Annotated in this window: 14 protein-coding genes; 5 read left to right on the top strand and 9 right to left on the bottom strand. The window is 57.5% G+C overall.

Going from position 1 to position 15,574, the window contains the following annotated elements:
- Positions 1–383: 383 nt before the first annotated feature.
- Both LB545_RS08050 and LB545_RS08045 read right to left on the bottom strand, forming a co-directional pair.
- Positions 384–611, bottom strand: coding sequence for a hypothetical protein (locus tag LB545_RS08050; RefSeq protein WP_140584630.1), 228 nt, complete (start codon positions 609–611; stop codon positions 384–386).
- Positions 612–786: 175 nt separating this feature from the next.
- Positions 787–1,188 (bottom strand): hypothetical protein, encoded by a 402-nt coding sequence (locus LB545_RS08045; protein ID WP_140584629.1) that lies wholly within the window; start codon positions 1,186–1,188, stop codon positions 787–789.
- Between the two features lie 258 nt (positions 1,189–1,446).
- Between LB545_RS08045 and LB545_RS08040 the strand changes: the two genes are divergently transcribed.
- The 3 genes from LB545_RS08040 (at position 1,447) to LB545_RS08030 (ending at position 7,342) form a co-directional block, all read left to right on the top strand.
- Positions 1,447–2,210, top strand: a protein-coding gene (locus LB545_RS08040) for an IS5 family transposase (RefSeq protein WP_224704923.1) whose coding sequence is annotated in 2 segments (ribosomal slippage) — positions 1,447–1,756 and positions 1,756–2,210 — 765 coding nt in all. Because the reading frame shifts where the segments join, the coding sequence is not laid out codon by codon here.
- A gap of 885 nt (positions 2,211–3,095) precedes the next feature.
- Positions 3,096–4,184 carry a class I SAM-dependent methyltransferase gene (locus LB545_RS08035; RefSeq protein ID WP_224704878.1) on the top strand — a complete coding sequence of 363 codons (1,089 nt, stop codon included), beginning with the start codon at positions 3,096–3,098 and terminating at the stop codon, positions 4,182–4,184.
- A gap of 536 nt (positions 4,185–4,720) precedes the next feature.
- Positions 4,721–7,342, top strand: coding sequence for an EAL domain-containing protein (locus LB545_RS08030; protein ID WP_224704877.1), 2,622 nt, complete (start codon positions 4,721–4,723; stop codon positions 7,340–7,342).
- A gap of 651 nt (positions 7,343–7,993) precedes the next feature.
- Here the strand turns inward: LB545_RS08030 and LB545_RS08025 are convergent.
- Complete coding sequence (locus tag LB545_RS08025) at positions 7,994–8,206, bottom strand: hypothetical protein (protein ID WP_224704875.1); 213 nt, start codon at positions 8,204–8,206, stop codon at positions 7,994–7,996.
- Positions 8,207–8,351: 145 nt separating this feature from the next.
- On the opposite strand from LB545_RS08025, the gene LB545_RS08020 reads away from it, so the two are divergent.
- Together LB545_RS08020 and LB545_RS08015 are read left to right on the top strand one after the other, a co-directional pair.
- Positions 8,352–8,522, top strand: coding sequence for a hypothetical protein (locus LB545_RS08020; RefSeq protein WP_181172030.1), 171 nt, complete (start codon positions 8,352–8,354; stop codon positions 8,520–8,522).
- A 284-nt stretch (positions 8,523–8,806) separates the two neighbouring features.
- A complete protein-coding gene (locus LB545_RS08015; protein WP_411971068.1) occupies positions 8,807–9,115 on the top strand; it encodes a hypothetical protein in 309 nt (102 codons plus the stop codon).
- Between the two features lie 411 nt (positions 9,116–9,526).
- Here the strand turns inward: LB545_RS08015 and LB545_RS08010 are convergent, their stop codons facing one another.
- The 6 genes from LB545_RS08010 to LB545_RS07985 form a co-directional block, all read right to left on the bottom strand.
- The gene (locus tag LB545_RS08010; protein ID WP_224704921.1) at positions 9,527–9,682 is read right to left on the bottom strand and encodes a hypothetical protein; all 156 of its coding nucleotides are present in this window, start codon (positions 9,680–9,682) and stop codon (positions 9,527–9,529) included.
- 661 nt (positions 9,683–10,343) lie between these two features.
- The gene (locus LB545_RS08005) at positions 10,344–10,520 is read right to left on the bottom strand and encodes a hypothetical protein (RefSeq protein ID WP_181172031.1); all 177 of its coding nucleotides are present in this window, start codon (positions 10,518–10,520) and stop codon (positions 10,344–10,346) included.
- Entirely contained in the window at positions 10,511–10,681 is a 171-nt protein-coding gene (locus LB545_RS08000) for a hypothetical protein (RefSeq protein WP_181181828.1), read from the bottom strand. Before LB545_RS08000 ends, LB545_RS08005 begins: the two co-directional genes overlap by 10 nt.
- Before the next feature lie 173 nt (positions 10,682–10,854).
- On the bottom strand, positions 10,855–11,220 hold the full coding sequence (locus LB545_RS07995; RefSeq protein ID WP_140584665.1) for a response regulator: 366 nt from the start codon (positions 11,218–11,220) through the stop codon (positions 10,855–10,857).
- A gap of 106 nt (positions 11,221–11,326) precedes the next feature.
- Complete coding sequence (locus LB545_RS07990; RefSeq protein ID WP_140584666.1) at positions 11,327–14,011, bottom strand: PAS domain S-box protein; 2,685 nt, start codon at positions 14,009–14,011, stop codon at positions 11,327–11,329.
- Between the two features lie 363 nt (positions 14,012–14,374).
- A complete protein-coding gene (locus tag LB545_RS07985) occupies positions 14,375–15,133 on the bottom strand; it encodes a Crp/Fnr family transcriptional regulator (RefSeq protein ID WP_224704873.1) in 759 nt (252 codons plus the stop codon).
- Positions 15,134–15,574 lie beyond the last annotated feature (441 nt).

Below are 15,574 nucleotides of genomic sequence, written 5' to 3'. Positions count from 1 at the left end.
CCTCCACCTTCGCAGTTTATAGCGTTCCGATTGCTGCGTGTGGGGAATTCATGAAGCGAGATTTTGCAGACCTGTGCGCTTGGGCGAGCGCACGGGGCATTACAATCTACCAGCGTTCAAAGACAGTATGGATCGCGGCTGGCGGCTATCGAGGTCGCGATTTGGAAGTTAAGGGGCGGTCGCCAGCTATTGCCCTCGCACTATGGATTGAGGCTACCCGGTACCGAGGCTCGATGTAGGCTGTTCTTGCAAACAATTTGCTCGCACCCGCGCCGAGCCAAGGTGGCCGGCGCCCTTTTTGCGGGGGGCGGGTGGGGTAAACCTGCCAGCCGCGCGGTGCGGCCTGAACCCTACAGCATGCCCACTACAGGGCAGGAGGGGACCTAACCCACCATCCGAAGCGGCATGTCATGACGGGAAATGATGCGTTCGAGTTCGCCTTCGTCCTCGATGCCGGCCTGAAACAGCGCCATCAGCTCACATGCTGCGTCGTTGGCCATGGCGGAATCCAGGCTGCACCGTCTCTCTGAACAATACCGGATAAGAACCCGCTGGAGCAGTTCGAGATCGGTTGGATAAATGGCGATGTCTGCTGGATGATGCATGCGCATGCTGTAGTCCTCCGCAAGCCGCTGCCTTTGTTCAGCAGCTTAAGGGAGCCGCTGAGCACCCCTATCGCATCCTGCTCCTGCACCGTCACTTAACTATGATATGTCCGCCCTGGATCTGCCGTCGCCAGCCACGTCGCCGCTCTGTTTCCCGATCTTGCTCGTCGGTGTTGGTCAACTAGGTTCTGTGGACAAAATGTTCAAACGTGATCTGCCAGGGGTCACTCTCCAAAGAGCGCTCTTCGCCAACCCAATGGAAGGTGTTTGCAGTGATCTCTGTGAATCGCCACCGCGCTTTGAGCCCGCGTGAATCCTCACCCAGCTGAACAATGTCCTTGCCCTCTGCCCGCCCGATCCGGCGCGGGTAATCTTGGTTGAGCGGGTCACTCCAAATGATGTGCCAACCACCGATCTCAGGATCGAAAACGCGTAAGGTCGTGCCATACATGGTGGATGGAGCGGGGCGCTTGGGCCTGATCCAGATGTCCTGAATCGCACGGCCTTCGAGTACCCAGTCGAAATGGATTTCCCCCGTCGATCTGTGTTTCGTGCCGTCATGGAGATGATGAATCGTCTCCATTTCCCAGCTTCCAATGAGCCACCCATAAAGCTCCATGTCCTTCGCGTATTCAGTTACCGGACCGTCGGATCCAAACCCTCCTGTTGAGCGGCATTAGACAGAGAATATCGCACAGTCTCCCTGACAGCCCTCTGTCAGGAGGTTCGCGAAAAGAACTTTTCAGCCCGCGTAGGTCGCGCAGATCAACGGGATACCCATCTCACCCGACGCGTCATTCAACACCGATCTTTGAGGAGGGCAGCTTTGTTTCGAGGACTGATGGACGAGGCGGAATTGGCGTTCTTCGCGCCTTTCCTGATCGAGAACCGCTCTCGAGGCGGCCGGCGTCCGCAGGATCATCGCAAGGTGCTGGACGGCATCTTCTGGATCACGCGGACGGGCTCGGCCTGGCGTGATCTGCCGGCCGAGTTCGGCAACAGGAACTCAGTTCAGCGCCAGTATCGCCGGTCGAAGGAAGCCGGCATCTGGGACGTCATGGTAGCAGCCCTTGCCGAAAGCGACGCGGCCGACACCAACATGCAGATGATCGACAGCACGATCGTGAGGGCGCACCAGCACGCAGCCGGCGGAAAAGGGGGATTCACAGAAATGCTATTGGCCCTTCGCGCGGTGGGCTCACGACCAAGCTTCATACCCGAACGGATGCGCAGGGCCGTGCTATCGGCTTCTGCCTAACGCCCGGGCAGGCGTCGGGCATGGCCGCCTACGGGGACCTCATGCAGGAGGAGGCGCCCGATCCGGCCGCGATGCTGGCCGACAAGGGGTATGACAGCGACGACATTCGCGACGATCTCGAGCGGCGCGGCGCAGGCCCGGTGATCCCGACAAAGTCGAACCGCAGAGTTCAGCGCCCGGTCGACAAGGCGACATACGGGCTGCGCAATCGCATTGAGCGCTTCTTCGATCGCTTCAAGCACTCCCGCCGCACCGCCACCCGATACGACAAGCTGGCTTCAAGCTTCCTCGGCTTCGTTCAACTCGCAACGATCAGACGGTGGATCAGGTTTGTCCGCGCTACCTAGTGCTCCCGAGGCATCGATCCCGCGCCGCAGGGAACACTTCCGCAAACTCGAAGTTCGGCTTCCACAACGGAGAACCAATATGACGGCCACTCGAAATTCAAACGACAATCGAATGCCAGAAAAGATCCCGTTTGGTGCGGTGGAGATATCGCGCAAGCAAGCGGAGGATGAAGTCAGGGCCCGACGCAGGTACAAAATGGCGAGGCGGGCTAGGGAATCGAGGCGAGGCCCGGTCATGCCTCGCATAGTTCTTGACGGACGCCACTAGCAGATCGCGGGCGCAGCCGTCTGGATCGACCTCTCTATCTAGAGATGGGGCACCCTTAAGTGGCACCCTCGGCACACCTGCGATGCCGAAGCTCCGAGCACCATAGGTTTCAAGGGATGGCGCATCCGCCGTGGGGGCGTGCCAGGGGTAGAGGTTGGTAGGGGACGAACTGGGCTCGCGTTGCGGAACCCGGGGGGTTCGTGTTCCCAAGACGACTTGCTGAGCGCAAGTTCTGGCCCGCGCGGAAGGCGAAGACCGCAGCCTTCGCGTGGTTCCTGCTGTCGGATGCTGCTGCATATGTGACCGGCAGGCAATACGTGGTCGATGGCGGGATACCGATGCTGTAAGTGGTCCGTGCGCCATGCGACCGCGATCGCCGTTGGAGCTCTGGTAGCGTGGGCTGATCGACGGGCGGCGAGAACCGCGCCTACGCTGGCCCGTTCAGATCCGTTGCCGACTTGCCGAAATCGATCATGTGATGCTCGTTGGCATGAGGGGCACTCAAATGCGCTGTTGATGAGGCAAACCGACCCGATCCGATCAGGTCCGCGCGGGTCGTCGCAGACGAGCGGAAACAGTTCCCTCGTTGAGCATGTCGCTGGCGCTCTCTTCCGAGCTTGCAGAACTACTGCCAGGCGAGCGTCGGCAACTGCCTGCTTTTTAAATCATCATCAACTCAGTTCGAGCAACCTACACCTTCCTCAGACCCCGCCGCTGTCTCTGCGATTATGGGCTTTGCGAACTGGCACACCGTCCACCGACCTCAGATTGACGCACGGCCCTTTCGCTGCAAAGATATTAACCACTTGTTTACCAAGCATCAGCAAGCGCTGACGATCGGAGGGGGTGTGGAATCGTTTCTGGGTACGAACCGCCTTAATTGGGATGATCGGGCCGAACTGCATTCGACTGACACAACGGGCAGCTACCAGATCGAAAACGTGCTGGCAGGAGGATCCAATCTCTATGAGCTTGAGACGAGCGAGCTCGGTAATATTGTCGGCAAGGATATCATCCATCTACAATGTCACATTGGGCTCGACACGATCAGCTTGAAAAATCTCGGCGCGCGCAGCGTGACCGGCCTCGACTTTTCATCAACTGCCATCGCCGCTGCGCGGGATTTCGCTTCCAAGGCAGGCACCGATGTGCGCTTCGTGGAAGCGCCGCTATTCGAGGCAGTCGAAGCGCTTGGCCGGACCTTTGACGTCGCTTACGTGACTTGGGGTTCGGTAAACTGGCTCGACGACGTGGGCCGGTGGGCGCGAGTGGTTGCCGATCTCCTGCGACCCGGCGGTCGGCTCTATATGGCTGAGGGTCATCCGTTGATGTTCCAGTGTGATCGCAAGGCCGCGGCACTCGAGTTGAAGCACGACTGGCGAACGCCCATAGCTCAGCCGCTCGCCTGGAACGAGGAACTTACCTATACCGGCGACGACCGGCGCTTGAAGCATCCTCGCTACTATGAGTGGATTCATCCCATCAGTGATGTCGTGAACGCCCTGATTTCAGCTGGGCTCACGCTCGATTTTCTGAATGAGCATGACACGGTTTCGTGGCAGCACTTTTCATTTGCGGTGAGGGCCGGCAAGAATATGTACGGCTTGCCAAAGAACTCTCCCAGGATTCCGATGGCCTATTCCATCGGCGCGACGAAGCGAAGCGCCGGTATGATCCCGTATCTCGCCGCTCCTAAAACCATGTGACGGTATGGATCCCGCTTAAACGACTGTCGCCTGCGGTCAGGGTTCTTTCCGAGCACAGGGCTCTTGCTACGACGCGCAGTCGAAGGCACCCGCCTTTGCCGAGCACCGGCTGGTCGGGTTTTGACGGCGATCTGGTTTGCAAGGCGAACGCCCTCACCTTGAGTGTAGCCGTTTCCTAAATCTTGCGTATAGGCCAGCCGCGCCGTGGAGCGCGGCTTATAAGGGGTTCACAACAGCCCAGGTTCGTGCCGTTTTCGCCGGTCTTCTCTGATTGCGGTCAGGGCAGGTGACGAAATCGCTTGTCGACGATTCCCATCAATATCAGTGTTGTCATCGGTGTCGTCGGCAGCGTGAAAACGTCGAGGGACCGGCGTCGACCCGAGATGACATCAACGTCGGAAGTGCAAAGTTTTCAGGAGTGTGAAGTTTAAAATTAAGCAATGAACGCTAGTGTTGGAGCAACGAGTCCATCCGAACACCGGAACCACACAGGGAGTTCCACCCCATTGCCCCTTTTCGGCGCTAGGTTCGGCGGGATGAAGGATGCCGTTTTTTCTTCGGTGAATATTCCGGCCGCCATGGCGGTCTTGGTTATTGCCATCAGCGCAGCATATGCGGACCATCAAAACAAAATTGTTTCGGACCAAGCCGCCCGCGCGGATGTCCTGGTCAAGGTAAATCTGATCCGCGCCAAGCTGGAAGGTAACATCAGCGGAAACCTTCAACTTGTGCATGGACTGGTCGCGACGGTCGTGACGGAACCCTATATGGGACAGCAACGCTTTGCTTCTCTCGCGAGAAACCTGTTCAGCGAAAACTCACAATTGAACAACATTGCCGGCGCGCCCGATCTGGTCGTTTCCTTGTTGTACCCGCTGAAGGGCAACGAGAGGGCGATGGGCCTCGACTACCGCAAGGATGATTGGCAACGCAAGGCCGCGCTAAGGGCGCGAGACGAGCGCAAGTTGATTCTTGCCGGCCCCGTCGACCTGAAGCAAGGAGGCCAGGGCTTCATCGGCCGTTTTCCGGTTTTCGTGTCGAGTGCGGGCAACAGCGAAAGATTTTGGGGCATCATATCCGCAGTCGTCGATGTGCAGCGCCTTTACAAAGCGAGCGGCCTGTTTGACGATGATCTCGGGATTGATATCGCGCTCATAGGGAGAGATGCCCTTGGCCCAAGCGGAGTTCAATTTTTCGGCTCTGCAGACATCCGCAAAAGCAATCCGGTGACGGCCGAAGTTCTGCTTCCGTCCGGCTCGTGGCAGATCGCAGCCGTCCCCAAAAACGGCTGGCCTTCGACGCCCAGCAACGCTTGGCTTTTGCGTACCATCATGGCCGCGGCCGGGGCGCTGATCCTGATCCCATTCCTGGTAGCAGGTCGGCTGCTTGGTGAAAGGCAGCGCAATTATACGGAACTGCGTCGATTGTCCCGACGCCTAGAACTTGCTCTGGAGGCGTCAGCCATTGGCGTTTGGGAACATGATCTCGCGACCAATGACCTGTCGTGGGATGATCGTGTCAACGAAATATATGGCAAGCCCAGCGATGGAGGTCCTCGCGGTTATTCGGATTGGGCGGGCGCAATACACCCTTTGGATCTGGCCCGCGCCAACGCAGATTTCAACAGTGCTGTGGCCAGCGGCGGAACATATTCGTCGGAGTACCGGATTGTCCGTCCAGGTGGTGAAATCCGTTACGTCCGATCCAAGGCCACCATATACCAAGCCCCAAACGAGACGCCCAAGATGATTGGCGCGGAATGGGATGTGACGGCCGACGTCCTGCTCAACAGCGACCTGGTTCGCGCAAAACAGCTGTCGGAGACGAAAAATGCAGAACTCGAGTCTGCCAAGGCGCGCATAGAGCATATCGCACTTCACGACTCTCTGACGGGTTTGCCCAACCGTCGTTACCTCGACCAGGTACTGAAAGACTACGCAGCAAAAGCTAGGCGAGACTGCGGTCATGTGGGCCTGCTTCACATCGACCTCGATCGGTTCAAGCACATCAATGATACACTTGGCCACGCCGCGGGTGACGCGATGCTGGTTCACGCATCTACCGTGCTGCGATCCAAGGTAGGGGAGGGGGGCTTCGTCGCTCGTATTGGCGGCGACGAATTCGTGGTCCTGTGCACTGTGCAGCTTACTAAGCAACTGGGGCTGCTGGCTGACGACATCATCAGCAAGATGAGCGAACCTGTTTACTACCAAGGCCACCGATGCCGCTTTGGTGCTAGCGTGGGGATTGCAGTCGAGAACGACAATGACATTGAAGGCAAGCATCTGCTGGTGAATGCCGATATCGCGCTTTACCAAGCAAAGACGCGTGGGCGCAACCGGTATGATTTCTTCACCGAGGTCATGCAAAGCGAGATCGTCGACACCAAGCGGATTGCCGACGAAGTTCTCGGCGGCCTGGAGCGCAATGAGTTCATAGCCTTCTACCAGCCTCAATTTAACGCAAAAACCCTCGAAATCGTCGGCGTGGAGGCGCTCGCGCGATGGAGACACCCAAAGCGGGGAATTTTAGCGCCGGATGCCTTCCTAAGGATTGCCGACGAGTTAAATGTCGTCTCGATGATCGATCGATCCATACTGAACCAATCACTTTCAGACTTTGCAAAGTGGTCCAATGCAAATCTCCATATACCACGCGTATCGGTCAACGTTTCAGCGCGACGTCTTCAAGATGAGGAACTCATAAAGAGCTTAAGAAAATTAAATATCAAAAAAGGAACGATTTCGTTCGAACTTGTAGAGTCTATTTTTCTGGATGGCAGCGATGATTTGATTGCATGGAACGTCAATCAAATAAAGGAACTCGGTATCGATATAGAGATAGATGATTTCGGCACGGGCTATGCCTCTATAGTCAGCCTGCTCAAGCTGCAGCCTCGCCGGTTGAAAATAGATCGACAGCTGATTATTCCAATCGTCAAATCTCCGCAACGAAGGCAGGTTGTGTCGTCGATCATTGAGATTGGCAAGTCCTTGGGTATCGAGATTATAGCAGAAGGTGTCGAGACTATGCAGCACGCACGGATGCTTGGAGATTTGGGCTGCGACATACTGCAAGGCTATGCCTTTGGTCATGCGTTGGATTCCGAGGGACTACAACTCTTTGTTCAGTCTCGGCGCCTGCGCGCAGTCAGCTAAGTGTCAGACGCGGCCCGGGGTTCAATCGGTGGGCGATATCCAACAATGCTGCGCCATCGCTTTAGCCCTGTCGACGAGTTCGCCGGCAATTAGGATCACCGGATCCAGCGCGGGTGGCGGTTTCCTCAGTGGACCCACGACAGGCCGAACAGGGCCGGGCTGGGGCAATGCGGGCGTCCACCGGCGTCTATAAATGCCTTTCCCGATTGCCGAAAACCCGGAAACTCTAGCCGCATCCGAGTATGCCGGTTCGCGCCACCCCGCTTGCGGCCATGATGTAATCGGCGTCGTCCAGATTGCAGGGCTCCTTAGTTTGCGTAAGCGGCAGCCTTTCGCCTCTTTTGCAACGAGCAGGTCTGGCGGTCATTGCTTCTAATTCGACAATAATCCGCGTAGTTCGATAGTTAATCCGCGGGCATCGATGGCACGCCGTCCATGTTCTGGCGTCAGGTCGGGTGATGCGCGGCGATAGAGCTTCGTGCTGGCCGCGCTACTTCTCATCGAAGGATGCCTTCGCTGCTAGCGAGCGCGGCTCCTTCGGCCATTCCCAATCAGTTCCAGGAGCATGTCCTTGCGGTGCTCCAAACGGATTCCAGACGGCCAGGACGCGCGGTCAAACGGCCTCGTACCTCGCCCTTTATTCAAGCCGCTTCAGTGAGCTTTGGGCTCAATCAGGTCGCGAAAAACATCAAACCAGAAATGAAAATCGGCTGTCCGCCCAGCGAAATGTGCTTCCATGCCGCAGTAGACCACTGCCGTTGCCGCGTCTGGGCCATAGAGTTCCCGGGCCGCACTTGCAGCAGCAATTAGGTCGGCTGTATCCGACAGCATTAGGTCGCGAGTTGCGTCGATCCTTGAAGTCATTTGGTAGTTCTGTGGCGGTGATGCGTCTCGTCAAGAAGGGCGGCCAAATTCGGCAATAATAATCCGCCCACTTGCTCCGGCCGGCGTTTTTTTTTGCCTGTCGAAACCAAACCAGCGCTGCCACGTTCGGCCGTAGGAGGTTTCGATGGAAGATGACGGCAGCGAACGGGAAGACCAGGGCATGCGGCTTCTTGCTCGGCGGCTGGCTAAAGAAGTCGGCATCTCGGAACGCCAGGCGCGTGACCTGATCAAGCTCATCGGCCCCGATTGGAATTCATTGCTGCGGGAGGCGAGGTTTTTGAGAGACCGCAATTAAGGGACGTCATGTGTTCAAGCAATACGCGGTTCGCGGCCAGAAATCGCCGGTATGCCGACGCGAGCAAATCGCCAGGCGTGCTGTTCTCACTGACCCGGCCTTAGCACCTCCTGCAGGTCGGAGCCGAAGGCGCTTTCGCTGGAGTGAAAAATTGAATATGTGGCAGCCATGGAAGTTATTTTTCCGGGAAACGGGATTAGCGGAACCTAAGATCTCCCCGCAGCTTGTTGCGGAATGGACGATCGAACCAAGCCTGAAAAGGTGGTGCCTCCGCCGCCGCCCGGATGGCAGAACGGCAGGGGCATTTTGATAGCGGTCTCAGCGGTTGTGGTTGGGGCTTGCGCGCTGTTCATCTGGTGGTTGTTCTCTCGATGAGCACGCGTGGAACCAACTTCCTTCACAAATGGATATCAAGCAACGTCCCGGAAACAGTCGGGGCGGATGTCAGCTCGGTTGCCCAACTCACCCAGAAGCTTTTTTCGGATGCGAAAGCGGCTGGCATCAGCAGCACAGAAATCGAGGAAGATACCGTCAGTTTGTACAACGCAATCCTTGACGCAATAGTACACCATGAGGCCGGCATGGCGGATTGAGGGAACGTCTGAATCTCTCCGCCTCATCGCCAGATCAGCCGTCCTTGCCGCCCCGGTTCACCTGTGACCGGGCTTCTCATGCCAAATGAGAGCTGCCGCAGGCCGCGCATGGCCACCTCCGGCCGCAGGCCAGGTGGACAAATGGTCCTCTTCGCGGCCGTGTTCCCGGGACTTGGCGGGCCGAGACCGGATAGCTTTGGCGCCCGCGCAATTTTTTTGCCTCGAATTCCAACATGGGCGCTCGTTGCGGCGGCGCTTGACGCATTTCGAGGACCTGTTCGGTGATGCCTGCTCGGCAAAGTATCGGCCCAGACGCGGTTTCGAGGAATCGCGCTTCCTGGCGAACATACCACCATGGTGGACCATACAATCGCGGCCGTCACCCGATCACGAGGCAAGTTCGCAGCGCTACTACTGCATGTCTCCACCTCCACGAGCCTGTGAGAAGGATTGAATCTCCTCGAGGTCAATCCTGCCATCGCCGTTCTCGTCGACGGCGTCAAATATCCGCCCGATCACGTCCTGGATCTCGCTGTGCGAAAGGGCTCCATCGCCGTCGGCGTCCATTATCGCAAACATTATTTGCATACGGGCAAAGTACATCATGCGGGGCCCCATGCGATCAGCCTTTCGAGATATCCTGCCCGCCTCGCGAGGCCCTTGTGCGATGTCCCGGTGCCAATCTTTGCGGCGCGGAGGTCCTCCTTCGGTACCGCCATCTCCCTGCTGTTTTTCCTGCAACATCTCGTCGATCATCTGGCGCATCATTTCACGCGTCTGGTCGTCGATATGTCCGGTGGGGCCGGGGGCGGCGTGGATCCAGACTGCTGCGTTGGCAGTTTAAGGTCCGGTGTCCCGCTCGTCTGGGCCATCGCCGGCAAGCTCAACAAGACCAAAGCAGCGGCAACTGCCGCCGGCCCGCATTGCACTTTCATCGGATTCTCCTTCCTTGGATGGTTGTGCCAAACTTTGGCATTCACGGCCAAACTTGCTCCTCAAACTTTGGTTCCGATTCGCACGCTCGGCTAGCAGCCGAGTCAGATGCCTCGGTCCTTTCCGACTGACGGTCCGCGATGTTCAGGTCGGGCAACGGGGGCACCTTCGCTTGCGTCTGGAAAGCGGTCGTCGACGGCATCCATTCAAGAAGAGCGGCTCCGTGCCGGCGCTGAGAAGCTAAGGAGGACTCGGCCAAGCCGGGAGCCTCGGGGTGCGCGAACGGCCCCGGGTTCTAACTGCCGACCGAAAAAGCGCCGGTCAGAACGAGGGCGAGCAGCCTGGAGCAGACATCGCCGAGAGACGGGCAGGACATCGAACACGCATAGCCGGTGTGCAGCCTCTCCAGCGATCTATGGTAGTCGGCCCACCACGGGCCGATATTGACGGTCGGGAGATTGGCTAAACCCACTCTGCGACGTCCATCGTAAGGTGTCCTTCCATGCGGGCGTGTTTGCGTGCGACGATGTCGAGACAGCGTTCGGCGGCTTCGCCGAAGAAGCTCATATCGGAAATCCCCGCGACAAGTCCGAGCAGCCAATGATTGTAGGCCCAGTTAATTGGCTGAGACACCAGGCCTTCTGGGTTGTCAGGCCAGGCAAAATGGATTTCGGTGGTCTATATGCGTACAGTCCCAATAGATCAGCCGGCCAGCTTGGAGCGTACCAATTCGCGACTGCAACGAAGATTGCGTCGGTTAATTTCAAAGCCAGGGCTCCGCCAGCACTGGCTGCCGGTCGTGACGCTCAGCCTTTGTTGTCGAGCTCCTGCAAACCCCTTTGGATGGCTTCGATGAGCATCGCCGTAGAGTAGGGTTTCTGAACCCAGCCGAGTGGTCTTGCCGCTTCGGCTCGAAGCTTTACGTCGCGGTCAGCGTGCGCGGTTGCAAAGATGCACCGTATGCCGAAGTCCCGGTAGAGTTCCAACGCTGCGTCAATTCCGTCCCGCTTGCCAAGCAAGCGGATATCCATCAGGGCAATCGCAGGCTGAGCCGAGCGCGCAATTATGATGGCCTCCTCGGCTGTACTGGCTATCCCAGCCAAGACAAAACCTGCATCGCCAAGACTAGCCTCGACATCGATGGCGATGAGGTAGTCGTCTTCGACGATCATGATGGATGGTTTGCCGGAAACTCTCGCTTCTGCACCAGTCCCATCGTCTCTGGAGAAAACTAGCTGAGGTCTGGATGGTCGGCTCGAAACCCCCGTCCGGCTTGTCTCAACTATTGCCGTTTTTAACGTCAAAGCCGTTCTCCCCGGGAGCCTGAGAAAAAATCACGATGCAACGAGACGGATCTCGCTCAACTTCGAGAATCCCACCAATCTGTCGCGCCAATCCCTCAACCAACCGCAAACCTGACGAGGAATGACGCACCGCCCTCAGATCGAAACCTGAACCTTCATCCTCTACCGTCAACACCTGCTTTTGACCGTGCTGCTTGATCCCAACCCGAATAATGTTGCTTGCCTTGCCCGCAGATCCATGTTTGACGGCATTGACCAAAAGCTCATTGAGTATGAGCGCAAGCGGCATCGCGATATCGTTGGGCAACTGGATGGGATCGGCGTCGCAAACGAGTTGGACGTTCGCTGGAAACACCTGCTTTGTCGTTTCGCAAATAGCCCCGAGAAAAAGTGGCGCGCTGAAATTGGATGCATCTGGCGTGTCGTAGAGGACACGTTGAGCCGCAGCCATGGTCGCCACTCGCTTGCTTGCCTCGTCGAGCGTCTTGCGTGCCTCCGAATTTTGACTGGTCCTGGCCGCTACCGAAAGCAAGGACTTCAACATCATCATGTTGTTCTTAACGCGATGGTTGAGTTCGTTAAGCAGGATCCGCTGTTGTGTCTCAGCTTGCTTGCGCTCGCTGACGTCGACCAGCATGTTGATGCCGCCGACAATTTCTCCAGCTGCATCCCGCATCGGTGTCGGATAGGGAATGAATGGAATCCGCGTGCCGTCCGGCCGCTCGGCAATTGCCTCAACTCCCCGGACCGGCCGCCCTTCACGAAGGGAAACAGCCATTGGACACTGGTCGTGAGGAAGTGGCGTTCCATCTGGCCAATAGAGCTTCCAGGTGACGCACCATTCATCACTGCCGATCACCGGCGTGCGGCCGGCGAGTTCGACCGCTGCCTCATTGAAATAGGTGATCTTGCCCTGCTCGTCGGTCGTGTAGATTGCAGCAGGGATGGCGGCGAGAAGATCCTGAAGGTGACGTTCACTGTCGCGCACCTTTGCTTCCGCGATTTTCTGCGCAGTTATATCCCGGGCAATTTTGGAGGCGCCAACGATACGGCCCGCTGCGTCTCGGACAGGCGATATCGTCAGAGAAATGTCCACTAGCGACCCATCCTTGTGGCGCCGGACTGTTTCGAAATGATCGACAATTTCGCCCTTGCGTATCCGACCCAGGATGAGCGGCTCCTCTTGCAGCCGATCCGGAGGGATGATGATCGTGATGGGCTTGCCGAGCACTTCCGAGGCCGAATAGCCGAACAGGCGCTCAGCTCCGCGATTCCATGTCAAAATGATCCCATTCAAATCCTTGCTGACGATCGCGTCATGGGAAGACTCCACGATTGCTGCCAGCCTCTGAGCAGCATTTTCGCCCTTTATGCGTTCGATGCCGAAACCGAGTTGACGAGCGATGGTCCGACCCGTTTCAATCTGCTGTTCCGAATACTCTTGAGGCTGGTCGAAGTAGGCCATGAATTTGCCCAGAAGCCGTCCACCTTGTGTGATCGGAATGAAGTAGACCGCACCGATGCCCTCAGTCCGGATCGCTTGTTTCAATTCTTCCGGCAAATCCGCTTGCTGTGCATCGTCCACACAGATCGGCTGCGGATCTTGGCTCTGCGCTGACCAAGGCGAGTGTCCTTCCACCGCTACGCGGTAAGTGTCGGACAGGCCACGCCAAGCCACAAACTTCATGCGCCCGTTTTTATCCAACAGCAATATCGAAGCACGCTGGCATTGGAGCGCACGTTGGATTGCATCGAGCGCCGGCGCATACACATCCTCTTGCGTGCGCGCATGCTGCAGCATTTCGGTGAATCGATGTATCGCACCCTGCTCCTCGGCACGTTTGGCAAGCGCCGCCTCAACCCGCTTGCGCTCGCTGATATCGTGCTGAACACGTACAGCGTATCGAAATGACCCGTCGCAGTCATGAACGCTCGACGAATTCACAACAGCCCAAAAAACTGATCCATTCTTGCGAACAAATCGCTTTTCAAGTGTGTAGCTGTCGATCTCGCCAGCCACTTGCCGTCGATACTGCTCGCGATCTGCTTCAGCATCGGCGGGAAAGGTGCGGTCAAAAATCGATCGCCCAATCAGCTCATCCTGCGAGTAACCCAAAAGGTCACACAGATAGGAATTTACCCGCAGCAGCTGGCCTTCGGCGTTTGCTTCCACGATACCTGCGGCAGCGTTCTCATAGGTAATGGCAAGCCGCCGCTCCTGTTCGCGTATCAGCTCCTGCGCCTTGACCGTTTCAGTCACATCGGTGGTGATACAGCGGGTATTGAGAAAACGGTCACCCAATGCGCGAACGTTGGAGGTTATTTCTACCCAGCGGATCGAGCCATCTTTGGCCCGCAGCCGCGCGCGGTGGTTTTGAAGTTCCTCCCGCCGGGACAGGCGGTCCAATATGTCTGCAATAGCAACCGGATCTGCGTGAAATTCGCGAATGTTGCGGCCTACATATTCCTCGGCCGTGAATCCCAACATTTGCAATTCTGCGCGATTGGCACGCAAGATGGTGCCATCTTTCCCGACGAAGTGAAGTGCGATGGCGGCATTCTCGAAGAAATCCTCAAACTCATTGGTGAGTATCGGGTCGGGCACCTCCGAGAGAGAGGCTATCTCGTCGACTTGAGCAGGAAGAACCCCTTGCTTCATTTGGTACCCCGTCTCCCACAAGCCCCCTCAAACGCTTGTGGGGATGAAAAGTTCCAAACTGATCGCTTTAATCGGCGCCAGACGCATCAGATCCGTTAACCCAAGGTGCATGAACATCGCGGATCCCATGCTTGAGGGCCGCCCGGATAGGTTCAAATGCAGCAGAGGAGCCAGAAGAAATCGCCTGCCGTGCGGCCCGAAGCACTATGCGTCGGCACGATTGTGCACGGGTCGAGGTGGTTGAGCAGTGCGTCGGCAATTTGCCCGTTGGGGTCTTCCACCTGCCTCTCAAGCCGAGCGTGCCGTGCCATTGCTTGGGCCATCATTGCTGCTGGAGACGACGAAGCCCGCGAATAAAAGTCTCTATCGCGGCTCTTTGCGAAGGTTGAGATAAGTCGCATCGAACTCAGCGGCTCGCGCCAAGCGATCCCAGTTCGTGATGGTCACCACCTTACGCTGCCATGTGATAAGGCCAGCACGGCGCAATGCCATGAGCGTCCGATTGAGATGGACAACAGACAGCCCGACCGTATCCGCCAGCATGCTTTGCGTGACAGGAAATTCAAATGACCATTCCCGGGTCAAGCCGACGACCTCCATGCGCAGGAACATCTCGCAAATGATGTGCGCCAGGTGGGCCTCTGCGGACCGGCGCCCGAGGCACGCGATCCAAACCCTCTGGATGGCGGCATCCACCGCCAATACCGTTGTCAGCACGCGGAACAGGTGCTGGTGGGTCTCGGTGATCCGACGCAGCGTATCATGCCCGATGAACGCCATGCGAGTTGGCGCCAAAGCAACGACGTTGTGGTCCATAACGTGCAACAGGAATGCATGCAGGTCCACGAAGTCGCCTGGAATGTGGAGGGCCGTTATCTGGCGCCTGCCGTCGGCGAAGGTGACATTTCTTCCCGTGATCCCCGAGACGATAACGCAGCTCTCCTTGGGTTCGGAGTGCTCCACGACGATTTCGTCGTCGACTTCGTAATCACGCACGCGCCAGGGGCCGTCCTGAAGTACTGCCCGGTCTTGGACCGTGAGATCGTCCCGTCGCTCCAGCACCTTGAACAACACGGATAAATCGAAACCTGATCTGTTCGGCAGTATCATCTCACCTGGCAAGGGGTTACCTCCTTAATGTCGAGCGGGCTCAAAAGCTCAGGTCAGGTAGTATCGTGTCCCATACCTCACCCCATCACTTGGAAGTAGTCACGTTCCGAGAATCGCCGAGTGTCGGACCAATATGATGGTACGACTGTCTGCGGGGTCGAAGGCGGCAAGCTAGCGATTCATTTTTTTCGCACGGACATCACAGTGGCGTCACCGAGCGCTCGCCCGCGTGCTGCACACCACCCACGCCGGCGAAGACAAGCTGCATCTCCCCTCATGATCTCCACCTAAAGAACGTAAAGCTGCACGACGCCGAAGGTTCCGCCACACATGAAGAAGGCTTCATATCTTGCCGTGGAGCGACACCTTCACGCCGCCGCATCCGACCATGGTCACCAAGTTCCGGGTTCGTCCTAAACTGTGGCCACCCAAGATGTCGGATCAGCTTGCGGC

This window comes from Mesorhizobium sp. BR1-1-6 (assembly GCF_020165355.1).
Classification (GTDB): domain Bacteria; phylum Pseudomonadota; class Alphaproteobacteria; order Rhizobiales; family Rhizobiaceae; genus Mesorhizobium.
This window is presented reverse-complemented; position numbering and strand designations above follow the sequence as displayed.